The sequence below is a fragment of the Streptomyces sp. NPDC102462 genome (genome assembly GCF_044765425.1).
Taxonomy (GTDB): Bacteria; Actinomycetota; Actinomycetes; order Streptomycetales; family Streptomycetaceae; genus Streptomyces.
The window spans coordinates 16,934-40,881 of sequence record NZ_JBIWKB010000061.1 but is presented as its reverse complement, the minus strand read 5'-3'; the positions used below and the strand labels follow the sequence as shown (position 1 = coordinate 40,881).

General features: G+C 73.7%; 19 protein-coding genes. 13 read left to right on the top strand and 6 right to left on the bottom strand.

Going from position 1 to position 23,948, the window contains the following annotated elements; genetic code table 11:
• Positions 1-94: 94 nt before the first annotated feature.
• A complete protein-coding gene (locus ACIRFL_RS35630) occupies positions 95-1,315 on the top strand; it encodes a saccharopine dehydrogenase C-terminal domain-containing protein (protein WP_404037180.1) in 1,221 nt (406 codons plus the stop codon).
• Positions 1,316-1,375: 60 nt separating this feature from the next.
• Here the strand turns inward: ACIRFL_RS35630 and ACIRFL_RS35625 are convergent, their stop codons facing one another.
• The 3 genes from ACIRFL_RS35625 to ACIRFL_RS35615 form a co-directional block, all read right to left on the bottom strand.
• Entirely contained in the window at positions 1,376-3,199 is a 1,824-nt protein-coding gene (locus ACIRFL_RS35625; RefSeq protein WP_404037178.1) for a sensor histidine kinase, read from the bottom strand.
• Positions 3,196-3,903 (bottom strand): response regulator transcription factor, encoded by a 708-nt coding sequence (locus ACIRFL_RS35620; RefSeq protein WP_404037175.1) that lies wholly within the window; start codon positions 3,901-3,903, stop codon positions 3,196-3,198. The genes ACIRFL_RS35625 and ACIRFL_RS35620 overlap by 4 nt, the downstream gene beginning before the upstream one ends.
• Before the next feature lie 126 nt (positions 3,904-4,029).
• Positions 4,030-5,460 carry a M1 family metallopeptidase gene (locus tag ACIRFL_RS35615; protein ID WP_404037172.1) on the bottom strand — a complete coding sequence of 477 codons (1,431 nt, stop codon included), beginning with the start codon at positions 5,458-5,460 and terminating at the stop codon, positions 4,030-4,032.
• 167 nt (positions 5,461-5,627) lie between these two features.
• On the opposite strand from ACIRFL_RS35615, the gene ACIRFL_RS35610 reads away from it, so the two are divergent.
• Complete coding sequence (locus ACIRFL_RS35610) at positions 5,628-5,978, top strand: DUF488 domain-containing protein (RefSeq protein ID WP_404037169.1); 351 nt, start codon at positions 5,628-5,630, stop codon at positions 5,976-5,978.
• Between the two features lie 325 nt (positions 5,979-6,303).
• Here ACIRFL_RS35610 and ACIRFL_RS35605 read toward each other — a convergent pair whose 3' ends face one another.
• Together ACIRFL_RS35605 and ACIRFL_RS35600 are read right to left on the bottom strand one after the other, a co-directional pair.
• Positions 6,304-7,977 (bottom strand): FAD-binding dehydrogenase, encoded by a 1,674-nt coding sequence (locus ACIRFL_RS35605; protein ID WP_404037166.1) that lies wholly within the window; start codon positions 7,975-7,977, stop codon positions 6,304-6,306.
• Positions 7,978-7,996: 19 nt separating this feature from the next.
• Entirely contained in the window at positions 7,997-8,626 is a 630-nt protein-coding gene (locus ACIRFL_RS35600) for a TetR/AcrR family transcriptional regulator (RefSeq protein ID WP_404037163.1), read from the bottom strand.
• Between the two features lie 157 nt (positions 8,627-8,783).
• Between ACIRFL_RS35600 and ACIRFL_RS35595 the strand changes: the two genes are divergently transcribed.
• From ACIRFL_RS35595 to ACIRFL_RS35585, 3 genes are all read left to right on the top strand, one after another.
• The gene (locus tag ACIRFL_RS35595) at positions 8,784-9,410 is read left to right on the top strand and encodes an alpha-ketoglutarate-dependent dioxygenase AlkB (RefSeq protein WP_404037160.1); all 627 of its coding nucleotides are present in this window, start codon (positions 8,784-8,786) and stop codon (positions 9,408-9,410) included.
• Positions 9,411-9,503: 93 nt separating this feature from the next.
• A complete protein-coding gene (locus ACIRFL_RS35590; protein ID WP_404037157.1) occupies positions 9,504-10,271 on the top strand; it encodes an MBL fold metallo-hydrolase in 768 nt (255 codons plus the stop codon).
• A 10-nt stretch (positions 10,272-10,281) separates the two neighbouring features.
• A complete protein-coding gene (locus ACIRFL_RS35585) occupies positions 10,282-11,505 on the top strand; it encodes a DUF4032 domain-containing protein (protein WP_404037154.1) in 1,224 nt (407 codons plus the stop codon).
• A gap of 329 nt (positions 11,506-11,834) precedes the next feature.
• Here ACIRFL_RS35585 and ACIRFL_RS35580 read toward each other — a convergent pair whose 3' ends face one another.
• Positions 11,835-12,707: a universal stress protein gene (locus ACIRFL_RS35580; RefSeq protein ID WP_404037152.1), complete on the bottom strand. Its 873-nt coding sequence runs from the start codon at positions 12,705-12,707 to the stop codon at positions 11,835-11,837.
• 365 nt (positions 12,708-13,072) lie between these two features.
• Here ACIRFL_RS35580 and ACIRFL_RS35575 point away from each other — a divergent pair, with 365 nt between their 5' ends.
• From ACIRFL_RS35575 to ACIRFL_RS35540, 8 genes are all read left to right on the top strand, one after another.
• The gene (locus ACIRFL_RS35575; protein WP_404037149.1) at positions 13,073-14,749 is read left to right on the top strand and encodes an FAD-dependent oxidoreductase; all 1,677 of its coding nucleotides are present in this window, start codon (positions 13,073-13,075) and stop codon (positions 14,747-14,749) included.
• Positions 14,746-16,206: an ATP-binding protein gene (locus tag ACIRFL_RS35570; protein ID WP_404037146.1), complete on the top strand. Its 1,461-nt coding sequence runs from the start codon at positions 14,746-14,748 to the stop codon at positions 16,204-16,206. The genes ACIRFL_RS35575 and ACIRFL_RS35570 overlap by 4 nt, the downstream gene beginning before the upstream one ends.
• Positions 16,203-16,550 carry a UBP-type zinc finger domain-containing protein gene (locus tag ACIRFL_RS35565; protein ID WP_404037143.1) on the top strand — a complete coding sequence of 116 codons (348 nt, stop codon included), beginning with the start codon at positions 16,203-16,205 and terminating at the stop codon, positions 16,548-16,550. The genes ACIRFL_RS35570 and ACIRFL_RS35565 overlap by 4 nt, the downstream gene beginning before the upstream one ends.
• 769 nt (positions 16,551-17,319) lie before the next feature.
• Positions 17,320-18,540 (top strand): serine hydrolase domain-containing protein, encoded by a 1,221-nt coding sequence (locus tag ACIRFL_RS35560; protein WP_404037139.1) that lies wholly within the window; start codon positions 17,320-17,322, stop codon positions 18,538-18,540.
• An 85-nt stretch (positions 18,541-18,625) separates the two neighbouring features.
• Complete coding sequence (locus tag ACIRFL_RS35555) at positions 18,626-20,155, top strand: CAP domain-containing protein (RefSeq protein WP_404037136.1); 1,530 nt, start codon at positions 18,626-18,628, stop codon at positions 20,153-20,155.
• Between the two features lie 190 nt (positions 20,156-20,345).
• Complete coding sequence (locus ACIRFL_RS35550; RefSeq protein WP_404037133.1) at positions 20,346-21,023, top strand: AIM24 family protein; 678 nt, start codon at positions 20,346-20,348, stop codon at positions 21,021-21,023.
• A gap of 152 nt (positions 21,024-21,175) precedes the next feature.
• Positions 21,176-22,135, top strand: a complete 960-nt coding sequence (locus tag ACIRFL_RS35545; protein WP_404037130.1) for a threonine/serine dehydratase — start codon at positions 21,176-21,178, stop codon at positions 22,133-22,135.
• A gap of 199 nt (positions 22,136-22,334) precedes the next feature.
• The gene (locus tag ACIRFL_RS35540) at positions 22,335-23,885 is read left to right on the top strand and encodes a serine/threonine protein kinase (RefSeq protein ID WP_404037127.1); all 1,551 of its coding nucleotides are present in this window, start codon (positions 22,335-22,337) and stop codon (positions 23,883-23,885) included.
• The last annotated feature ends 63 nt before the right edge of the window (positions 23,886-23,948 follow it).

The window sequence follows — 23,948 nt, the reverse complement described above, 5'->3', positions numbered from 1 at the left end:
CGATTGACCTTACATTGGCCCACGGCGTTGGATTCCGGTCAGGCGCGCCGCTTCACCACCTCGACCGGATCTTCGTTGGACAGGGAGTTTCACCATGCGTGTACTGCTCGTGGGAGCGGGCGGTGTCGGCACCGCCGTCACCCGGATCGCCGCCCGGCGTGCGTTCTTCGATCTGATGGTGGTCGCCGACCACGACCTGGCGCGGGCCGAGGCCGCGGTCGCGGCCCTCGGCCCGGACGGGTCCCGGTTCCGCGCCGCGCGCGTCGACGCGGCCGACGAGTCGGCGGTGGCGGACCTGCTGGCGCGGCACGGCTGCGACGTCCTGTTCAACGCCACCGACCCGCGCTTCGTCATGCCCCTGTTCCGCGCGGCGCGGGCGGGCGGCGCCACCTATCTGGACATGGCGATGTCCCTGTCGCGCCCGGATGCGGAGCGGCCGTACGAGGTCTGCGGGGTCAAGCTGGGCGACGAGCAGTTCGCGCTGGCCGCCGACTGGGCGCAGGCGGGTGCCCTCGCGCTCGTCGGCATGGGCGTGGAGCCCGGCCTTTCGGATGTGTTCGCCCGGTACGCGGCCGACGAACTCTTCGACGAGATCGAGGAGATCGGCGTCCGTGACGGCGCGAACCTCACCGTCGACGGCTATGACTTCGCGCCGTCGTTCAGCATCTGGACCACCATCGAGGAGTGTCTGAACCCGCCGGTCGTGTACGAGGCGGGGCGCGGCTGGTTCACCACGGAGCCGTTCAGCGAGCCCGAGGTGTTCGACTTCCCCGACGGCATCGGGCCGGTGGAGTGCGTGAACGTGGAGCACGAGGAGGTGCTGCTCGTGCCGCGCTGGGTGAAGGCCGGACGCGTGACGTTCAAGTACGGGCTGGGCCGTGAGTTCATCGAGACGCTGCGGACGCTGCACCTGCTGGGCCTCGACCGCACCGAGCCGGTCACCGTGCCCGGCGCGGACGGCCCGGTCGCGGTGTCCCCCCGGGACGTCGTCGCCGCGTGTCTGCCCGACCCGGCGACCCTGGGCGAGCGCATGCACGGCAAGACCTGCGCGGGCACCTGGGTGCGCGGCACCAAGGACGGCGCCACGCGCGAGGTGTATCTGTACCACGTCGTCGACAACCAGTGGACCATGGCGCAGTACGGGTGCCAGGCCGTGGTGTGGCAGACGGCGGTCAACCCCGTGGTCGCGCTCGAACTCCTCGCCACGGGTGCGTGGTCGGGGTCGGGTGTCCTCGGCCCCGAGGCGTTCCCGCCCCGCCCGTTCCTCGACCTGCTGACGGCGTACGGCGCCCCGTGGGGCATGCGCGAACAGTGACCGCCACCGGCCGCGCTCCGGGGCGGCCGGCCCCGAGGCCGGCGGTGCGGTCGCGGGGTGTCAGCCGTCCCGGGGCGGCGGGATGCCGGGCAGGCGCAGGGTGAAGACGGCGCCTTGTCCGGGCTCGCTCGCCGCGCCGGCCGTGCCGCCGTGCGCGGCGACCAGATGGCGGACGATGGGCAGGCCGAGGCCGCTGCCGCCGGTGCGCCGGCTGCGGGACTTCTCCGCGCGCCAGAACCGGTCGAAGACGTGCGGCAGATCGTCGGCGGCGATGCCGTGGCCGGTGTCGGCGACGGTGAGCACGACCTCGTCGCCGTCCCGGCGCGCGGCCAGGGTCACGGTCCCGTCGGCGGGTGTGTGCCTGAGCGCGTTGGAGACCAGGTTGCCGAGTGCCTGCCGCATCCGCACCGGGTCGGCGTCCAGCCACGGCTCGCCGGCGCACTCGGTGCGCAGGGTGACCGCGCCCGCGTCGGCGGCCAGCCGGTGTGCCGCGGCGACCTGGTCGAGCAGGTCGCCGGCGGCGACGGGCTCACGGTGCAGGCGCAGCGTGCCCGCGTCGGCGGCGGCCAGGTCCTGGAGGTCGTCGATGACGCGCTGGAGCACCAGCGCCTCCTCGTGCAGGGCGTCGAGCAGGGCCGGATCGGGCTCGACGAGGCCGTCCCGGGTGACCTCGAGCCAGCCACGGATGTTGGTGAGCGGGCTGCGCAGTTCGTGGGCGATGTCGCTGACCATCGCCTTGCGCTGGGCCTCCAGGCGTTCCCGCCGCTCGGTCAGGTCGTTGAATGCCTCCGCCAGGATCCCGGTCTCGTCCCGCGTGGTCACCGGAACCCGCACATGCCGGTCGGGCGGCTGCTGGGCGGCCGCGGTCAGCGCACGCAGGGGCCGTACCAGCCGGGTGGCTACCACGGCGGTCACCGCGACCGTGACGGCGAGCACGAGCGAGGCCACCCCGACGACCTTCGTCTTGTTCGCCGGTGACATGTCGAAGCGGGGCGTCGCCTGGTCGCCGAGGCCGAGGAACAGCTCGGCCACGGGGGCGACGTACGGGTCGAGCTGGGCGCGGCGGGCGCTGTCGACGCAAGCCTGCACCAGGCGCATCGCCTTGCCGTCGGCCGCTCCGGCGTACTTCACGAGGAACCGGCCGAAGGTGCCGGCGCCGCCGGGGTCGAGCATCAGGTACAGCGGCAGGTCCGGGTTCATGCCCTTGCGTGTCAGGCAGGCGCTGGTGCCCCCGGTCAGCGCGGTCAGCGCGCGTTGTTCCGTGGCGGTCGGGGCGGTGGACGGATAGCCGCACCGGTCCTGGAAGTAGCTCGTCACCGCCGTCCCGTCGGCTGCGGTGACGAAGGGCCGCCCGGCCGGGGCGTGTTCGATCCTGGCCCGGATGCCGAGGCTTTCGAAGCAGGCCCGCTGCTTGCCGGCGACGGCGTCCAGCCGCTCGCGTTCCTCGGCGGTGAGCCGGTAGGGGCCGACCGCCCGCGGGTCCAGGCCGCTGAGCTGCGCCCCCGGCTCGGTGTAGGTGTCGGTGCGCAGCGGGTCGACGGAGGCGGCGGGCCGCGGCGGCAGCGGGGTGCCGCGGGGCGCGGAGTCGGCGAGCAGGACCCGGTCCGGGGTGGTCAGGGCGATGCGCCGGCCGGTCTTCGCGGCCAGCTCGCGGACGGTGTGCCGGACGTCCTTCCAGTCGGGGTGGGTGGCGGCGTACCCGCTGAGCCGGGCCAGGATGTCGGTGTCGGCGGCGAGGTCCTGGCCCTGCTCCTCGCGCAGCGCGCTGGTGGTGGTGGTCACGGCCAGCCAGGCCGTCGCGGCGACCGAGCACACGGCGATCAGCACCGAGGCGATGAGCAGCCGGACCAGCATCCGTTTGCGCAGCGGTATCCGGCCCTTCACGGCCGGCCGCCGCTGAGCTTGTAGCCCACACCGAACACGGTGAGCAGCCGCGCCGGCCGGCGCGGGTCGGCCTCGATCTTGCGGCGCAGGTTCATGATGTGCACGTCGACGGCCCGTTCCGTGGATGCCCGGTCGAAGCCGCGGGTCGCCTGCAGCAACTGCCGCCGGGAGAAGACCCGTTCCGGTTCGGCGGCCATGGCCAGCAGGATCTGGAACTCGGCCGGGGTGCACTCCACCGGCACGCCGTCGCAGCGCACTTCGTGCCGTACCGGGTCGACGCTGACGCCTCCGGCGCGGACGGCGGGGTCCTCGCGCACGCCGACGCCCCGGCCGCTGCGCCGCAGCACGGTCCGGATACGGGCCATCAGCTCGCGCGGGCTGTAGGGCTTGGTCAGGTAGTCGTCGGCGCCCAGTTCCAGGCCGAGCAGCAGATCGTCCTCGGCGGAGCGGGCGGTGAGCATGAGCACGGGGATGTCGGCGGTGTCCGGCGCGCCGCCGCGCAGTGCCCGGCACACCCCGAAGCCGTCGACCAGCGGGAGCATCAGGTCCAGGACGACCAGGTCGGGTGCGAGCCGGCGGGCCGCGTCCAGGGCGGCGGCGCCGTCGTGGACCACCGTGGCGGTGTGGCCCTCCGCCAGCAGGGAGCGGCGTATGAGTTCGGCCTGCATCTCGTCGTCCTCGGCGACCAGCACATGTGCGCACACGCGGCGGATCCTAGGCGGTGTTTCGCGGTCGGGTCATGTGCCGACCCTGACCGACACATGTGAGGAATTCGTCAGCCCGGCGCTCCGAAGGAACGCGGGGCTGTGTCACGGTGCGGCTCGGCCGCCCTACAGTGCGGTGCCCGGTTTGCCCTTGGTGTACAGCCACGTGTGGAACAGGCTCTTCAGGTCCTTGCCGGACTCCCGCTCGGCGAGCCGCACGAACTGTTCGGTGGTGCCGTGCCCGTCGCGGTGCTGGGTGGGCCAGGCGCGCAGGATCCGGAAGAACGCGGCGTCGCCGACGGCCTTGCGCAGCTGGTGCAGGGTCATGGCGCCGCGGTCGTACACCGGGTCCTCGAAGAGGTTGTCGCCGCTGCCCGGGTCGCCCGGCGGGATGTCCCACAGGTCGTCGTCCTCGGGGCTGGCGTACAGCTCGTCGAAGGTCTGCTGCGCGGTGTCGCCGCCGTGCTGTTCGTCGTAGAGCCACTCCGCGTAGCTCGCGAAGCCCTCGTTGAGCCAGATGTCCTTCCAGGAGGTGAGGGCGACCGAGTCGCCGAACCACTGGTGGGCGATCTCGTGGACGAAGGTCGCGAGGTCGGGTGCCGAGTCGTAGACGGGCCTGCTCTGGCTCTCCAGGGCGTATCCGACGTGCGGGGCGTGGTCGACGATCGATCCGGCGGCCCGGTAGGGGTACGGGCCGAACAGCTTGCTCTCCCACTCCAGCACGGAGGGCAGCTTCTTCAGGACGGACGCCGATGCCTTCGCCTCCCGCGGGTCGACGGCGTTGTACACCTGGATGCCGTCGCCGGTGGTGTACCGCTCGACCTGGAACTTGCCGACCGAGGCCGTGGCCAGGTAGGCGGCCATCGGCTCGCTCTGGCGCCAGCGGAAGGTGGTACGGCCGTCGGCGGTGCTCTGCCCGAGCAGGACGCCGTTGGCGACGGCGGTGCGCCCCTCGGGAACAGTGATGGTGAACTCGTACGAGGACTTGTCCAGGGGGTGGTTGTTCGCCGGGAACCAGGTCATCGAGCCCTGCGGCTGGCCCGCGACGAACGCGCCGTCGTCGGTGTGGATCCAGCCGTCCTGGGAGCCGTCCTCGTCGATGAGGGGCTGGGGCGTGCCGTTGTAGTCGACCCTGACCTGGAACTCCTGGTCCTTGGCGAGGGCCCGGCGCGGGGTGACGACCAGTTCCTGGCCGTCGCGGCTGACCTTCGCGGTCTCGCGGTCGACGGTGACGCCGGTGACGTTCAGCCCCTTGAGGTCGAGGTCGAAGCTGGACAGCTCGTGGGTGGCGCGGGCGGTGAGGACGGCCGTGCCGTCGAGGTGCCGGGCCTCGGTGTCGTAACGCAGCGTCAGATCGTAGTGCTGGACGTGGTATCCGCCGTTGCCGGCGAGCGGGAAGTAGGGGTCGCCCAGGCCGGACGCCCCGGGCGAGGCGGCCACGGACGGTCCGGCGGCGCCGAGCAGCGCCGCCAGGGCGACGGGGACGGTGGCGAGAACGGCCTCGCGGCGCAGCACCGCGGTGCGTCGTCCTGCGCCCTGCTGTGGGGGTGGCGTCACATGCGCTCCTTGGGAGGGATGGCCGACAGCGGTCTGCCACAGACTAGAGGCGATTTCGCCCGTATTGCCCCTGTTCGCGGCACGTCGCGCCGCGTCGTCCACCGGTCGGCCGGTCTCGCCACCGTACGCTCGCGGCACCGTCCGCGCCCGCAGAGAGGTCCCCGATCGTGAGCGTCCGTGTGCGCCCCGTCCACGAACCGCCCGAGCCCGACGACGGACTGCGGGTGCTGGTCGACCGGCTGTGGCCGCGCGACCTGCCCGAGGACGCCGCCGGCATCGACGAGTGGCCCAAGACCCTGACCCCGTCCGCCGAGCTGCGCCAGTGGTACCACGCGGGCAACGGCGACTACGGGGAGTTCCGCCGCCGCTACACCGCCGAACTGGAGAGGCCGGAGGCCGCCGCGCTGCTCGACGCGCTGCGGGCGTCGGCACGCACCGGAGCGGTGACGCTGCTCACCGCATCCAGGAACCCGCGGCAGGGCCATGCAGCGGTCCTGGCGTCGCTCCTGAGCGACTGACCCGGCGAACGGCGAACGACGCCCGCGGCTCGCTCCTCCCGCACATCGCACGGGAGTTCCCCCCGCCGCACCGCTGCCCGAACGACCGCGGGCGGGGTCGGCGCCCCGCAGGGGCGCGGGGAACTGCGCACTCAGCCACGACGCCGCCGCACCCGAACCACGACCGACACGACCGAACGCCGCCCCAACACCGCCGCACTGCTGCCCGAACGACCCCGGGCGGGGTCGGCGCCCCGCAGGGGCGCGGGGAACTGCGCGCTCAGCCACGACGGCGTCGCACCCGAACCACGACCGACTCGACCGAGCGCCGCCCCAACGCCCTCGCTCATCCGGTCTGCCGGGCCGCGGCGCGGCCCGCGGCGCGGCCGGAGAACAGGCAGCCGCCGAGGAAGGTGCCCTCCAGCGCGTTGTAGCCGTGGACGCCGCCGCCGCCGAACCCGGCCACCTCGCCCGCCGCGTACAGCCCGCCGACGGGCCGCCCGTCGGCGCCCAGGGCGCGGGAGTCCAGGTCGGTCTGGATGCCGCCGAGCGTCTTGCGGGTGAGGATGTGCAGCTTGACGCCGATGAGTGGGCCCGCGGCGGCGTCGAGGATGCGGTGCGGGACGGCGACCCGGCCGAGGCGGTCCCCGATGTAGCGGCGGGCGTTGCGGATGCCCTGCACCTGGGAGTCCTTGCCGAAGGGGTGGTCGATCTGCAGGTCGCGCGCCTCGATCTGGCGGCGCACCGCGGCGGGGTCGAGCAGGGGCCGCTCGGTGAGGCCGTTCATCTTCTCGACGAGCCGTTCCAGGGTGTCGGCGGTCACGAAGTCGGCTCCGTGGCGCACGAAGTCCCGCACGGGCCCGGGGGCGCCCTTGCCGAGCAGCCGGTCACGCAGCACCGCCCTGCGGTCCTTGGCGGTGATGTCGGGGTTCTGCTCGGAGCCGGACAGCGCGAACTCCTTCTCGATGATCTTCCGGGTGAGGACGAACCACGAGTGGTCGTGGTCCTTGAGGTCGTCGGTGGTGCGCAGGTGCCGGAGGGTGCTCAGGGTGTCGTAGCCGGGCAGGCAGGGGTCGGGCAGCCGGCGGCCGAGCGCGTCCAGCCAGACGGGGGAGGGTCCGGACAGGATGCGGATGCCGTGCCCGGGCCAGACGGGGTCCCAGTTGCGCAGGCCCTCGGTGTAGTGCCACATGCGGTCCCGGTTGACCAGGCGCGCGCCCGCCTCGGCGCTGATGTCGAGCATCCGGCCGTCGACATGGGCGGGGACGCCGGTGACCATGTGCGCGGGGGGTGTGCCGAGCCTTTCGGGCCAGAACCGGCGCACCATGTCGTGGTTGGCGCCGATGCCGCCGCTGGTGACGATCACGGCCTGGGCGGTGAGCGCGAAGTCGCCGCTGCGGTCGCGGTTGGAGGCGACCCCGCGGGGCGCGTCGTCGGGGGCGAGGACGGTGCCGCGCACCCCGGTCACCTCTCCCGCCTCGACGACGAGTTCGTCCACCCGGTGGCGGTGGTGGAAGGTCAGCAGCCCGTCCCGGGCGGCCTGCCGGGCGTACCGCACGAACGGTTCGACGACGCCGGTGCCGGTGCCCCAGGCGATGTGGAAGCGCGGCACGGAGTTGCCGTGTCCGTCGGCGCGCAGATCGCCGCGTTCGGCCCAGCCGACGGTGGGCAGCAGGGAGATGCCGTGCCCCTGGAGCCAGGACCGCTTCTCGCCGGCCGCGAACTCGACGTAGGCGCGGGCCCAGCGCGCCGCCCAGGAGTCCTCGTCGGCGAGCCGGTCGAACCGCGCGCTGCCCTGCCAGTCGTTCCAGGCGAGGTCGAGGGAGTCCTTGATGCCGAGGCGCCGCTGCTCCGGTGAGTCGACGAGGAAGAGCCCGCCGAAGGACCAGTACGCCTGGCCGCCGAGGTTGGCGGCGTTCTCCTGGTCGAGCAGGGCCACGCGCCTGCCCCGGCTGGTGAGTTCGTGTGCCGCGACCAGGCCGGCGAGACCCGCTCCGACGACGATGACGTCCGCGTCCATGGCGTGCGTTCCCTTCCCTCTACGACTCGTGCGGGGTGGTGCTGCCCTCGCTCAGCAGCGCGGTGAGCAGGCGGCCGAGCCAGGCGCGGGCCGCGTCCACGTCCCTCTCCAGCAGCAGTTGGGTGGTGACTCCGTCGTAGGCGGCGACCACGGCGTGCGCGGCGCCGTCGGCGCCGCCGAGCACGGCGGGCAGCGCGGTGCGGCCCGCGGCCCTGGTCAGCCGGTCCGCGATCGCCCCTCTGAGGCGGGCCCGGTGGTCGAGGAGTGCCTGGGCCACGGCGGGGCGGCGGGCGGCGTGCACCAGGAAGTCCGTCTTGACCAGCAGCCAGTCCACGTCCAGCAGCAGCACCTCGGTGACCCGGGCCACGGCGGCGGGCACGTCGAGCCCCGGTCCGTCGAGCGCCAGCGCGTCGGCCACCTGCTCGGCGATGAGGTCGGCCCGCTCCCGGTACAGGGCGAAGAACAGCTCGTCCAGGGTGGCGAAGTTGGAGTAGAAGGCGCCCCTGCTGAAGCCGGCGGCCTCGCAGACCTCCTCGATGGAGACCCGGCCGAACCCCTTCGCGGCGAACACCGTGAACGCGGCGTCGAGCAGCCTGGCCCGGGTCTGTACCCGGCGCCGGGTCACCCGCCCCGCCGTCTGCCGCGTCATCGCCGGACCTCCGTTCGATGCGCGAATGTATCGGATACGTCGATGTATCGAAAGGGGTGGGAAGAAGCGGGGGAACGGCACGAGGAGCGCCGTACACCGGTGCGCACCGCCCGCGATCATGGGAACACATTTTCGATTGACGGGTTACGCTGGGGCCATGGCCACGCACTTCCAGGGCTCCCTGTTCGACCAGACCGACGAACTGCGGCTCGCCGCCCTCGACGGCGCGCGCCGGACCGAGCTGGGCCGAGGCGCCTGGATCGACGTGCTGCCCGGCTGGCTGAGCGGGGCTGACGCGCTGTTCGAACAACTGGCCGGGGACGTGCCGTGGCACGCGGAGCGGCGCACGATGTACGACAGCGTCGTCGACGTACCGCGGCTGCTCGCCTTCTACGGGGCGGACGACCCGCTGCCGCACCCCGTGCTGGCCGAGGCCCGCGACGCACTCTGCCGCCGCTACGCCGACGAACTCGGCGAGCCCTTCACCACGGCCGGCCTGTGCTACTACCGCGACGGCCGGGACAGCGTCGCCTGGCACGGCGACCGGATCGGGCGGGGCGCCCGCGAGGACACCATGGTGGCGATCCTGTCCGTGGGCACACCCCGGGACCTGCTGCTGCGCCCGGCGGGCGGCGGCCACTCGGTCCGCCGCCCGCTCGGCCACGGCGATCTCATCGTGATGGGCGGCTCCTGCCAGCGGACCTGGGAGCACTGCGTGCCGAAGACGACGCGCGCCACCGGGCCGCGCATCAGCGTCCAGTTCCGGCCGCACGGCGTACGGTGACCCCGGCATCCCGTGCACCCCGCGCGCCGCGGTAGCCGGAACATCTGGTTGGCTGTCGGCCGTCGGGCAGCACGCTCAGGGCTCGGGGAGATCATGCGGGCAGACGTACGCCAAGTCGCCGACGGCGCCTACCTGGTGCACGGCAGCGACACCAACTGGGTGATCCTCACGGACGGGGACACCGCGACGCTGGTGGACACCGGCTATCCCGGGGACCGGCAGCTGGTCCTCGACTCCCTGGCGACCGTGGGCGTCAAACCCGAGGCGGTCGCGGCCGTGCTGATCACCCACGCACACAACGACCACCTGGGCTCGGCCGAGTACCTGCGTGCCGCCTACGGAACCCCGGTCCTGCTGCACGAGGCCGAAGTGCCGCACGCCCGCCGGGAGTTCCTTCAGCAGGTGTCCGTGGGCGCGGTCCTGCGCAACGCCTGGCGGCCTGGCGTCGTGCCGTGGCTCGTGCACGTGCTGCGCGTCGGCGGCACCGAGCAGCACCCGGTCGGCGCCCCCGAGGCGTTCCCCACCGCGGGCGCGCTGGACCTGCCGGGCCGGCCGGTCCCGGTGCACACCCCCGGCCACACCGACGGACACACCGTCTACCACCTGCCCCACCTCGGCATCGTCATCTCCGGCGACGCCCTGGTCAGCGGCCACCGCACCGCCCGGCTGCGCGGGCCCCAGCTGCTGCCGGTCATGTTCGACCACGCCCGGGCCCGCGCGGTGGACTCGCTGGAGCTGATCGCGCGGCTCGACGGGGACATCCTGCTGCCGGGCCACGGCCCGGTGCACCGCGGACCCGTGCGCGAGGCGGCCGAGCAGGCACGGGACCGGGCGCGCCGGACCGCGCGCGCCAGGCCGTAGGGTTCGTGCCATGGCCATGCAGATCAGCGCCACCAACCCGGAGCACCCCGCGCTCCTGCTCGAACTCCCCTGGAGCGTGCCCCTTCAGGACTGGCCCGAGGACCACCTCGTGCCGCTGCCCCGCGGCATCTCCCGGCACGTGGTGCGCTACGCCCGGGCCGGCACCGAGATCATCGCCGTCAAGGAGCTGGCGGAGCGGCCGGCGCTGCGCGAGTACGAGCTGCTGCGCGACCTGGACCGGCTCGGCATCCCCGCCGTCGACCCGCTGGCCGTGATCACCGGCCGCACCGACACTGCCGGGCAGCCGCTGGAATCGGTGCTGGTCACCCGGCATCTGCGCGGGTCGATGCCGTACCGCTCGATGTTCGAGACGACCATGCGGCCGGAGACCATGCACCGGCTCATGGACGCCCTGGCCGTGCTGCTGGTGCGGCTGCACCTGGCCGGGTTCGCCTGGGGCGACTGCTCGCTGTCCAACACGCTCTTCCGGCGCGACGCGGGCGCGTACGCCGCCTACCTGGTGGACGCCGAGACCGGCGACCTGCACCCGCGGCTCAGCCCCGGGCAGCGGGAGTACGACCTCGACCTGGCCCGTGTGAACATCAGCGGCGAACTGCTGGACCTGGAGGCGTCCGGGGCGCTGCACCCCTCCGTCGACCCCGTCGAGTTCGGCCACGAGATCTGCACCCGCTACGAAGGGCTGTGGCAGGAACTGACCCGCACCTCCGTCTACCCGGCGGGCAAGTACCACTACATCGAGCGCCGCATCCGGCGCCTGAACGACCTCGGCTTCGACGTGGCCGAGATGCAGATCGAGCACTCCTCGAACGGCGACTCCGTCACCTTCGTGCCCAAGGTCGTCGACGCGGGCCACCACCAGCGCCAGCTGCTGCGCCTGACCGGCCTGGACGCCGAGGAGAACCAGGCCCGCCGGCTGCTGAACGACCTGGAGAGCTGGATGGCCACGCAGGAGGACTACGCGCCCGACGACCCGCTCGCGGCCCGGCCTGAGGTGCTGGCCCACCGCTGGGTGCGGGACGTGTTCCGGCCGACCGTGCGGGCCGTGCCGCCGCGGCTGCGGGGCGCGATGGATCCCGCGGAGATCTACCACGAACTGCTCGAACACCGGTGGTATCTGTCGGAGCGCGCGCAGCATGACATAGGTCTTGACACGGCGGTCGCCGACTACATCGCCAACGTGCTGCCGGAGGCTCGGGCGTCCCTGCAACCCTGACGCTCCGCTGGGTTGGCCGGTTTGCCGGTCGTCGTTCGGGTGCGGTGGCGTTGGAGCGGCGCTCGGTCGAGTCGGTCGTGGTTCGGGTGCGGCGCCGTCGTGGCTGAGCGCGCAGTTCCCCGCGCCCCCCTGCGGGGCGATGGCCGAACCCCGGGTCGTCCAGCTGGCGCTCCGGCCATCGGGGCGTCGTTCGAGTGCGGCGCCATCGCGGCTGAGCGCGCAGTTCCCCGCGCCCCCTGCGGGGCGCCGACCCCGCCCGGGGTCGTTCGGGTGCGGCGGCGTTGTGGTTGAGCGCGCAGTTCCCCGCGCCCCTTGCGGGGGGGCTGTCGTCAGGGTTGGGGGGTTACTGCTACCGGGCAGGGGGCGTGGTGGAGTACGCCGTGGGCCACCGAGCCGATGCGGGCGCCTACCGGTGTGCGGTGGGCGCGGCGGCCCACGACCATCAGCTGGGCCCGTGCGGCGACCGACAGCAGCACCTGGCCCGCGCTGCCCATCTCGACGTGCTCGGTGACGGGAACACCGGGGAACCGCTCGCGCCACGGCGCGAGCGCGGCGGCCAGCGCCTCCTTCTCGTACGGCTCCAGGCCCCCGGCGTCGTCGAGGAGCCTCATCGAACCCGGGCTGTAGGCGAACACGGGCGGCAGGGTCCAGGCACGGACCGCGCGGAGCGCGGCCCCGCGGGCAGCGGCCGTCTCGAACGCGAACCGCAGAGCCGCGGCGCTGTCCTCCGGACCGCCCTGCTGGCCCACGACCACCTCCCGGCCGGCCGCCTCGGCGTCGGCCCGGTCGCCGGCGCGCACCAGCACGACCGGCCGCGCGGCCTCCGCGATCACCTGCTGTCCGACGGAGCCGAGCAGGAACCCGACGACCGCCGCCTGCCCGCGCGAGCCGAGCGCCAGCAGCTCCGCGTCGGCCGCGGCGGCGACCAGCGACTCGACGGCGTGCCCCTCGACCACGTCGACGGACACCGTCAGCTCCGGATGGCGCTCGGTGACCGTGCGCACCGCCTCCGCGGTCGCGCCGCGCACCCAGTCGGCCTGGGCGTCCCGGTCCGCTGCCCCGGCCGCCTCGTGCGGCTGGAACCGCCACGCGTGCACCACCCGCAGCGGCCGGTCCCGGCGCACGGCCTCGCGGGCCGCCCACGCCAGCGCCGCCAGGCTCTCCTCACTACCGTCGACCCCTGCCGTGATCGGGCGTGTCATGCGCCGGCCTCCTCGTCGTCGCGCGTCTGCGGGGATCAGTCTCCACCACCGGGGCCCGGCACCGGCCCGCCGGGGGTACCACGGCGCAGTGCGGCGAAGCCGGGCGAACGAACATACGATGGGGCCTAGGCCCTGTCGTCAAACCCCCGCCTGCCCCGCGACGCCATGCACGCACTCTCGCCGCACCGGGCACAGGCCCAAGTACGTCCAGTACGAGGACCTGCGCCCGGCACACCGAGAGCACGCACCTGACGCCGCAGGGCCCGCCCTCCGGGCGAACGACGGGAGTTTGACGACAGGACCTAGCCGGTGCGGTGACGAGGGCGACACCGCCCCTGGACACGACCGCTCGGGGTGGGAGACACATGGCGCAGGCCGCCGAGGCAACACGCACCGTCATCATGACCGTGGACGACGACCCGGGTGTGTCCCGTGCCGTCGCCCGGGACCTGCGGCGCCGCTACGGCCAGTCGTACCGGATCGTGCGCGCGGAGTCCGGCGAGTCCGCGCTGGACGCGCTGCGCGAGCTGAAGCTGCGCGGCGATCTCGTCGCCGTGATCCTGGCCGACTACCGGATGCCGCAGATGAACGGCATCGAATTCCTGGAACGGGCCCTCGACGTGTACCCGGTCGCCCGGCGGGTGCTGCTGACGGCGTACGCGGACACGAACGCGGCGATCGACGCGATCAACGTCGTGGACCTCGACCACTATCTGCTCAAGCCGTGGGACCCGCCGGAGGAGAAGCTCTATCCGGTCCTTGACGACCTGCTGGAGGCGTGGCGCGCCAGCGACCACCGGCCCGTGCCCAGCACCAAGGTGGTGGGCCACCGCTGGTCGGCCCGGTCCTCGGACGTACGGGAGTTCCTGGCCCGCAACCAGGTGCCCTACCGCTGGTACTCGGTCGACGAGCCGGAGGGCGGCCGGCTGCTGGCCGCGGCCGGGCAGGACGGCCAGCGGCTCCCGCTGGTGATCACCCCGGACGGGGCGGTGCTGGTCGAGCCGGAGGCGCCCGAGCTGGCCGCGAAGGTGGGCCTCGCGACGACACCGACCGCCGACTTCTACGACCTGGTCGTCATCGGCGGCGGCCCCGCCGGGCTCGGCGCGGCCGTGTACGGGGCCTCGGAGGGTCTGCGCACGGTGCTGGTGGAGCGGTCGGCGACCGGCGGGCAGGCCGGGCAGAGCTCCCGGATAGAGAACTACCTGGGTTTCCCGGACGGCGTCTCCGGCGCGCAGCTCACCGACCGGGCCCGGCGGCAGGCCGCCAAGTTCGGTGCCGAGATCCTGACCGCGCGCGAGGTGACCGGCCTGGAGGTCAACGGGGCGGCCCGGGTGGTGCGGTTCGCGGACGGCTCCGCGGTGGCGGCGCACAGCGTGATCCTGGCGACCGGGGTGCAGTACCGGCAGCTGGCCGCCGACGGCTGCGACGGCCTGACCGGCTGCGGGGTGTTCTACGGCTCCGCGCTGACCGAGGCCGCCTCCTGCCAGGGGCACGACGTGTACATCGTCGGCGGCGCCAACTCGGCGGGCCAGGCGGCGATGTATCTGGCCCGGGGCGCCAAGTCGGTGACGCTGCTGGTGCGCGGCCCGGATCTGTCGGCGTCCATGTCGTACTACCTGATCCAGCAGATCAACGAGGCGCCGAACATCTTCGTGCGCTCCCACACCGTGGTCGAGGCCGCGCACGGCACGGACCGTCTGGAGCAGCTGACGCTGCGCGACGCGGTGACCGGTGAGACCGAACGCGTCGACGCGCAGTGGATGTTCGTGTTCATCGGCGCGGCCCCGCTGACCGACTGGCTGGACAACACGGTGCTGCGCGACGGGCGCGGGTTCATCCTGGCCGGTCCGGACCTGACGGCCGACGGCCGGCCGCCGGCGGGCTGGGAGCTGGACCGGCCGCCGTACCACCTGGAGACCAGCGTTCCCGGCGTGTTCGTGGCGGGCGACGCCCGCGCCGAGTCCGCCAAGCGTGTCGCGTCGGCCGTCGGCGAGGGAGCGATGGCCGTGATGCTCGTCCACCGGTATCTGGAGCAGTCATGAGCGGTCGTGCCATGCCGTGCAGTCCCAAGGAGATCGGTTCGCTGTTCCTGTTCGAGAAGCTGGAACAGGAACAGCTGGGCCGGTTGTGCCGCGAGGGGCGGGTGGAGCTGTTCGAGCCCGGCCCGGTGTACACCGAGGGCGAGCCCGCCACCTGTTTCTACGTCATGATCGAGGGCACCGTCGTGCTGTCCCGGCGGGTGGGCGGCGACGACGTCGAGGTCAACCGGACCTCGCAGCGCGGGGTGTACGCGGGCGCCATGCAGGCGTATCTGGGCGACCGGGTGCGGCAGGTGTACAACAACTCGATGCGCGTCACCGAGCCGACACGGTTCTTCGTGCTGCCCGCCGACACGTTCGCGAGCATCATGGGCGAGTGGTTCCCGATGGCGGTGCATCTGCTGGAGGGGCTGTTCTTCGGTTCGAAGAACACGCAGGCGGCCGTGGGACAGCGGGAACGGCTGCTGGCGCTCGGCTCGTTGTCGGCGGGTCTCACGCATGAGCTGAACAACCCGGCGGCCGCCGCAGTGCGGGCCACCGCGACCCTGCGCGAGCGGGTGGCGAAGATGCGGCACAAGCTGGCCGTGATCGCCGAAGGCCCGTTCTCCCGGGAGGCGTTGGCGGACCTGGTGGAGATACAGGAACGCACCGCCGAACGGGTCGCCAAGGCGCCCGCGCTCAGCCCGCTGGAGGCCGCCGACCGGGAGGACGCCCTCGCCGACTGGCTGGGCGAGCACGGCATCGACAACGGCTGGCAGCTCGCACCCACCTTCGTGCAGGCCGGACTCGACGTCGACTGGCTGGAGCAGGTCGGGGCCGCGGTCGGCGAGGAGATCCTGCCCAATGCGGTCGGCTGGCTCAACTACACCGTCGAGACCGAGCTGTTGATGAACGAGATCGAGGACTCCACCACCCGTATCTCGCACCTGGTCGACGCGGCCAAGCAGTACTCCCAGCTGGACCGGGCGCCCTACCGGGTGGTGGACGTGCACGAACTCCTCGACAGCACACTGCTGATGCTGTCCAGCAAGATCGGCCCGCGGATCGAGGTCGTCAAGGAGTACGACCGCACGCTGCCGCCGGTGCCGGCCTACCCGGCGGAGCTGAACCAGGTGTGGACCAACCTGATCGACAACGCGGTCGCGGCCATCAACAGCGCGGACGGCGAAGGCAGGTTGACGGTCCGCACGGCGTTGGACCACGAGCGGATGCTGGTCGAGTTCCGTGACACCGGGCCGGGTGTGGCGCCGGAGATCCGCGACCGTATCTTCGACCCGTTCTTCACGACCAAGCCGGTCGGTGAGGGGACCGGGCTCGGCCTGGACATCTCCTGGCGGATCGTCGTCAACAAGCATCACGGCACCCTCCGGGTGGAGTCGGTGCCCGGCGACACCCGCTTCCAGGTCCTGCTCCCGCTGACCGCCGAGACCCCCGCCGAGAGCCCTGAGGAGGCAGCATGACCGACGCCGCCATCGACCCCGCCGTCCCGCCGAGCGGCACCGGCTGCGTGGAGTGCGACGAGACCGGCGGGTGGTGGTTCCACCTGCGGCGCTGCGCGGTGTGCGGGCACATCGGCTGCTGCGACGACTCGCCCTCCCGGCACGCCACCGCCCACTACGCGGCCACCGGCCACGCGGTGATCCGCAGCTTCGAGCCGGGCGAGGAATGGTTCTGGAACTACGCCACGAACGAGTTGTACGAGACCGGCCCCGAACTGGCGCCGCCGACCGCCCACCCGGCCGACCAGCCCGTCCCCGGCCCCGCCGGCCGAGTCCCCGCCAACTGGGCCCAGACCCTGCGCTGACCCGGGCGGCTCCGGGGCGGCGTGGGGCGTACCAACGGATCGGGCAAGGGCTGAGCCGCCCCGGGCCCGGACACCCGAGGGGTAGGGCCCTGCGGTCCCCCTCGTACTGCGCCCTGCCCGCACGCGGGCGCACAGCCGCCGTGGCCACCGCCCTCCCGGTGGCACACGCCGCTCCCGCCGCTCCCGCTCCTAGGGCCGCTCCTCCTGGGCGGCCCCGGTAGGCGCGTCTTGCCGGCCGCCTTCACCACTCCCCTCGGGGTGCTGTGCCGTCCCACGCGGTGGTGCGTGCCACGGCACGGCCCCGTGCCCCGTGGGGCGGGGCTGAGCAGACCGGCCACGGTCGCGATGCCGCGTCCGACGGCCTCGCCGCCCCGCGCGTAGACCCCACGGGCGCCGGTGACGCCCTGGGGGGCGAGGGCGGCGGCCGCCGCGGTGCCGGCCACCGGACGGCCCGTCATCTCCCGCGTCCGGGCGTCGATCGCGACGTCCCCGGCGATCTTCTGCACGCGGCGCGGTTGCCGCAGTGGCACCCCAACCCGGCCGTCCGGGACGAGCCCGCGGCCGATACCGGTGCCCACGGTCACCACGGCGAAGTCGGCCGGGCCCGCCCCGGCACCGAACCCCCGCGCCACCGGGTGAACGGCGGCCGACCGACTGTGTGTCAGCCGCGCGGAGGTGACGGCGCGCGAGAAGGTGGCCTCGCCCGAACCCGGCGGCCCGAACCCGGGCGATCGAACGCCGAACCGTCACAGAGGGGAGTGGAGATCGGATGATCTCAGCAACCGTGGGCAGGGGCGCGGTACTCGGAGCGGTGACGCTGTCGCTGCTCGGCGTGCCCGCACAGGCCGCGCCCGGCCAGGCCCGCGCCGAGTCGGCGGCCGCGCTGCCGGCCCCGGACACCGCGGCGCTGCGTGAGGTGCTGCGCTCGGCGGTGGCGCAGGGCGCCCCCGGCGCCATGGCCCGCATCGACGACAACGGAGCCAGGTACGCGGAGGCGCGGGGCTTCGCCGACCGGGCCGCCGAGCGGGCCATCCACGCCACCGACCGTTTCCGCGTCGGCAGCGTCACCAAGACCTTCTCGGCCGTCGTGCTGCTGCAGCTGATGGACGAGCGCAAGCTCAGCCTCGACGCGTCCGTCAACCGCTATCTGCCCGGCCTGCTGCCCGACGACCGGATCACGGTGCGGCACCTGCTGAGCCACCGCAGCGGCCTGTACGACTACACCAACGACCTGTTCGCGAAGACCGTGTCCGGCTTCGAGGCGGTGCGCAACAAGGTCTACACCTACCGCCAGTTGGTGGACCTCTCCCTGAAGAAGCCGCGCACCAACGCACCCGGCGCCGCCTACTCGTACTCGAACACCAACTTCGTGGTGGCCGGGATGCTGATCGAGAAGCTGACCGGGCACTCGGTGCGCTCCGCGTACGAGAACCGCATCTTCAAGCCGCTGAAGCTGAACGACACCGCCTACGTGCACCCCGACGTCAAGATCCCGGGCCGTTACGCCCGCGGCTACCTCACCCCCGACAGGGCCGGGGCCGCGCTGGTCGACTCGACCGAGCAGACCGCCTCCTGGGCGCAGAGCGCGGGTGCCATCATCTCCGGCCCCCGGGACCTCAACACCTTCCTGTCGGCGCTCGCCGGCGGCAAGCTGCTCTCGTCCGCCGCGCTCGCGGAGATGGAACGCTTCACGAAGGTGAACAGCACGACGGCGTACGGTCTGGGGCTGCGCCGCCGCGACCTGTCCTGCGGCGTCTCGGTCTACGGCCACACGGGTGTCGTCCAGGGCTACTACACGTACGCCTTCACCAGCAAGGACGGCCGGCGCAGCGTGACCGCGCTGGCCAACACCTCGAACAACACCACGGTGCTCAACACGATGGCGGGCACGCTGGAGTCGGCGTTCTGCGGTAAGCAGTCGAATCCGAAGCGGGCCAAGGCGGTCTTCGAGCGCACCGAGGACGTCGCTCCCGCGGTGGTGCGTCACTGAGCGACCCGGGAACCCTCGCGCGCCGCCCGGGCGTTGTCCCCAGGGACCCGCCGGGCCCGATCCTCCACTTCTCCTGGGCGGCGCGATGAGCGAGTTGGTACCCGGGGGCAATCTGCCCCTGCCGGGCGGCCCGCTGACCCTGCGGGTGCCCGGCCCTTTCGACGTGTCCGCCCTCGTCACCGGTGCGCGCGGGAAGGTCGGCGGCGACGCCGACTTCGTGTTCTACAACCAGCCGGCCGCCCCGGGCGTGCGGCTGCGCGGCGACACGCTGAGCGTGGACCCGGCCCGGCTGCGCGCGGGGGCGGTCCGCGTCACGGTGGCCGTCAGCGCCGCCGAGCCCGGCACGCCCCTCGGCCGGCTGCCCGCCGCCACGCTGCGGGTCAGCGACGGACAGGGCCGTACGCTCGCCCGGTTCGAGCCGCCGCGCCCCGGGCCCGAGACGGTGCTGCTGCTCGCCGAGCTGTACCGCCGGGGCGACGTCTGGAAGATCCGGGCGATCGGACAGGGGTACGCCGACGGACTGGCCGGACTCGCCCGGGACTTCGGGGTGGAGGTGAACGACGACGCCCCGCCCCCCGCCGTGCCCCGCCCCGCCGCCGGCACCAACGCCCTGCCCCCACCCGGCGGCCGCACCACCCCCGCTCCCGGCCCGGCCACCTCCCGCCGTTCCGGCATCGGCCCCGCCGCCCCCATATCCGGCCGCTCTGCCTCCCCCACACCCGGCCCCGCCGCCCCCGTATCCGGCCGCACCAACTCCCGCGCGCCCGGCCCCGCCGCCTCCCCCACACCGAGCCGCACCGTCTCCCCCACACCCGGCCCCGCCGTCTCCCCCGTGTCCGACCCGGAGGGCTATCTCGTCCTCGTCAATCCCGCCCGCGCCCGCGCCGGTGCGCCGCCCGTCGTCCTCGACGCCCGGCTGGCCGCCGCCGCGCGCGCCCATGCGGCATCGATGGCCGAGGCGGGCCGTCTCGGCACCGAGGGCCAGGACGGCACCTCGCTGCACCAGCGGATCACCGCGGCCGGATTCGCGTACGCGACGGTCGGCGAGCACCTGGTCTCGGGACCGCGCACCCCCGCCGAGTTCGTCGCCTACTGTCTGCGCACCGAGCAGGCCCGGCGCACCCTCCAGGACCCGGCCCTCACCCACGCCGGACTGGCGTACGCCATCGGCCCCCGCACGGGCGACACCTACTGGACGGCGGTGTGGGCCAGGCCCCTCACCCCCGAGGACCTGGCGCGCACCCGCGCGGACGTGGTCGAGCTGACCAACCGCGAGCGCGGTCGGGCCCGGCTCGCGCCGCTGGCCGTGGATGGGTGGCTCACGGCCGCCGCGCAGGCGCACAGCGCGGACATGGTGGCCCGCGACTTCTACTCCCACACCTCGCCCGAGGGCACGCAGCCGTGGGACCGGGCCGCCGCCGCGGGCTCCCGGCGGCGCACGATCGGCGAGAACATCGCCTGCGGCCAGCGCTCCGCCGCCGAGGTGGTGGAGGGCTGGATGAACAGTCCGGGCCACCGCGCCAACATCCTGAAGCCGGACTTCACCCACATCGGCGTCGGCTTCGTCGGGGGCGGCCGGACGGGCACGTACTGGACGCAGCTCTTCGGCGCCTGAGCGCTCCGCTGGAAATGCCGCGTTATGCCGTCGGTCGTCTGCGGCGCCGTCGTGGCTGGTCGCGCAGTTCCCCGCGCCTCTTCGGGACGCTGCAGTGGACTTCCCCGGGCCCGCTACGCGCGACCGCGTGACCATGCGAACACATTGCGTGATCTTGGCGGAACGGAGCCCTCCGGGACACCATGCCCGCATGAAGGGTGATCTCTTTTCCAGTGAGCACATGGTGCGCCCGGCCGTCGCGCCCGGCATGTCCATCGAGAACGCCAAGTGCATCAAGTACGCGGTCGACGGCGAGATGCTGGCCCGTCAGGGCGCGATGATCGCGTACCGCGGCGGCCTCCAGTTCGAACGCAAGGGCCAGGGCGTGGGCGGCATGCTCAAGCGCGCGGTCACCGGGGAGGGACTGCCCCTGATGACGGTGCGCGGTCAGGGCGAGGCGTGGTTCGCGCACGAGGCGCAGAACTGCTTCCTCGTCGAGGTCGAACCCGGCGACCAGTTCACCGTCAACGGCCGCAACGTGCTCTGCTTCGACGCCTCGCTCTCCTACGAGATCAAGACCGTCAAGGGTGCGGGCATCACCGGGGGCGGCCTGTTCAACAGCGTCTTCAGCGGTCAGGGCCGGCTCGGCCTGGTCTGCGAGGGCACCCCGCTGGTCATCCCGGTCGCCCCGCAGTACCCGGTGTACGTGGACACGGACGCGGTGGTCGGCTGGACCGCCCGGCTGCAGACCTCGCTGCACCGGTCGCAGTCCATCGGTTCGATGCTGCGCGGCGGTTCCGGCGAGGCGGTGCAGCTGATGCTCCAGGGCGAGGGGTACGTCGTGGTGCGTCCCAGCGAGGCGACCCCGCAGAAGGCACAGCAGCACTGACGCGCCCGGCGCGGCGGGCCGCGCGGCCTGCGCCGGCCCTGCGGTGACCTTGATCCGTTCGAAGGGAGTTGACCTGTCCGGCGTCCCCGGGTGAGGGTGCCCATCGGCGCGGTTCTCCCCGGTCCTCCACCGCGCCGGAAAGGGTGACAGCCTTGATCGGCATCCCGGACATCGAAGCCGCGGCGCACACCATCGCCCCGCATGTCGTACGCACCCCGACCGTGCCGAGTCCCGGTCTGTCCGCGCTGCTCGGCGCCCCGGTCACCGCGAAGCTCGAACTGCTCCAGCGCACCGGCTCGTTCAAGGCGCGCGGTGCCACGGCGAAGCTGCTGTCGCTGAGCGGGGCCGAGCGCGCGGCCGGAGTGGTCGCGGTCAGCGGCGGCAACCACGGCGTGGCCCTCGCGGTGATGGCCGCCGCCCTCGATGTGAAGGCGACGGTCGTCATGCCCAGGTCGGCGCCCGCGCGTTCGATCGCGATCGCGCGGGAGGCCGGGGCGACGCTCCGGCTGACCGACGGCATGGACAGCGCGTTCGCGCTGGTGAAAGAGTTGCGGGACGAAGGTCTTACCCTGGTCCACCCGTTCGACGACCCCCTTGTGATCGCCGCGCAGGGCACGGTCGGTCTGGAGTTCGCGGACGACGCCGGTGAGCTGACCGACGTGATCGTCAGCATCGGTGGCGGCGGGCTGATCGCCGGGGTGGCCGCGGCGCTGCGCGCCCGCCGGCCCGATGTCCGCGTGTGGGGCGTGGAGACCGAGGGCGCCCAGGCCATGTCCGAGGCGCTGGCCGCGGGCGGACCGGTGCCGGTCCCGCTGTCCTCGGTGGTCACCACGCTGAGCGCCCCGTCCGTGTCGCGGCTGACCTACGACCATGTCGCCGCGCTGGTCGAGGAGGTCCTGGTGGTCCCCGACCGGGAGGCCGTGCGGGGCTGTCTCGACCTCGCCGAGCACGCCAAGGTGTGGGCCGAGCCGGCCGCCGGCTGCCTGCTGCCCGCGGCCCGCCGGGTGCTGGAGCGGGTGGGCGACGGCGCACGGCTCGGTCTTGTGGTGTGCGGGGGCAACACGACACCCGGGGAACTCATGGCCCTGACGGAGCGGTTCGGGCTGCGCTGACGGGCGGCCCGGCGCCGCGATGCCCGCCGCCTTCACCCGTGGGACAGCCCCCTGGAAACCCCCGTTCGTCCGGAACGCGCGGACCACTCCGAGGAGTTGACCAAAAGACAGCAATCGTCCCCGAGTTGCGGCCTCGTTGAACACTCGGCGTCGCGCCCCGCGTACTCCTGGGAAAGACCACGCAGGGGTTCAGCGAGGGATGGCCATGGCCGAGACACACGTCCGCGCGCACGAGTGGCCGGCCGGACGGTACCGGCTCCTGGAGGTCGTCCAGCGCGGGACCAACCGCGTCTGCTGGTACGCCGAGGACGTCGGGACGGGGCGGCCCCGCCTGGTGACCCGGGTGGAGCTCCCGGCGGACGGCACGGCGGAAACCGGGCGGCGGACCGCCGCCCGGGTCCTGCGCACCAGCGAGGTCATGGCGCGGCTGCGGCCCGGCCGGGTCGCCGCGGTCGTCGACGCGGTCGCGGAGGCGGGCGCGCTGTGGACGGTCGCCGAGTGGATCGACGGCACACCCCTGGACGAACTCCTCGCCCGGCAGGGCGCGCTCCCCTACCCGCGGGCCGCCCGGATCGGCCTGGAACTGCTCGACGTACTGGAGGCCGCGCACGACGCGGGCGTCACCCACGGCGAACTCAGCCCCGGCCAGGTCTTCGTCCGCGACGAAGGCCCGGTCGTGGTCACCGGGTTCGGCTGGGCGGGCACCACCCTCGCGCCCCGGGTCACCGCGCCGTCGTACGCCTCCCCCGAGCAGGCCCGCGACCAGCGGATCGGCCCGGCCGCCGACCTGTGGGCGCTCGGCGCCATCCTCTACACCATGACCGAGGGCCGGCCGCCGTTCCGCGACCGGGGCGGGCCCGAGGCCACGCTCAGGGGCGTGGACCGGCTGCCGCTGCGCACGCCGCTGCGCGCGGGCCCGCTGACGCCGGCGGTGCAAGGGCTGCTGCGCAAGGAGTCATGGGAGCGGCTGCCGCGGACCCAGGTCCGCGAGGTCCTGACCCGCGTGCTCGCCGAGGACGCGGGGGACGGTTCGCCGACCGGTCCCGGGTCCCGGCCGCGCGCCCGCCGGGGACCGAGCGGACGGGCCCTGGCCGCGGGGACCGCGCTGGCCGTCGTCACCGTGTCCGGGGCCGTCCTGTACGCCACCCGGGGCCTGCCCGCGACCGAACCCTCCGCCGCCGCCCCGCCGCCCGGGACGTCCGCCGCGGCCACCCCCACCGGCTCCTCCCCCGCCCCGACCGCCTCCGCCGGCGCGCCCACCCGCCCGGGACCGGGCGTCCTGCCGAACGGCTACCGCGGCCACACCGCCCCGGAGGGCTTCACCGTGGCCCTGCCCGACGGCTGGAAGCGGCTGCGCGCCACACGCGGCAGCGACCTCTCCTACCGCGTCACCTACGGGCCGGGCGGATCCGACCCGCGCACCCTGGCCGTCACCTACAGCCGGCGTCTCGGCCCGGACCCGGTCGCCGTCTGGCGGGACGACGTCCAGCCCGGCCTGGAGCGGGCCGGTGGTTTCCGGCGGATCGGCGCCATCAGGGCGACCACGTACCAGGGGTACGAGGCCGCCGACATGGAATGGCTCTCGGGTACCGGACGCGACCGGGTGCGCACCTTCGGCCGGGGCTTCCTGCTCGGCGGCCACCACGGCTACTCCCTGCGCTTCACGACCGCGGCCGGCGCCTGGGACGCCGCGGACAGCCGGTCCGCCCTCGACACGTTCCTGCGCACGTTCCGCGTGCCGCAGCACTGAGCCGCCCCGCCGCACCGGATGAACGCCCCCGGCAGGCGGCCGAGTTGGCACGGGATTCGAGGC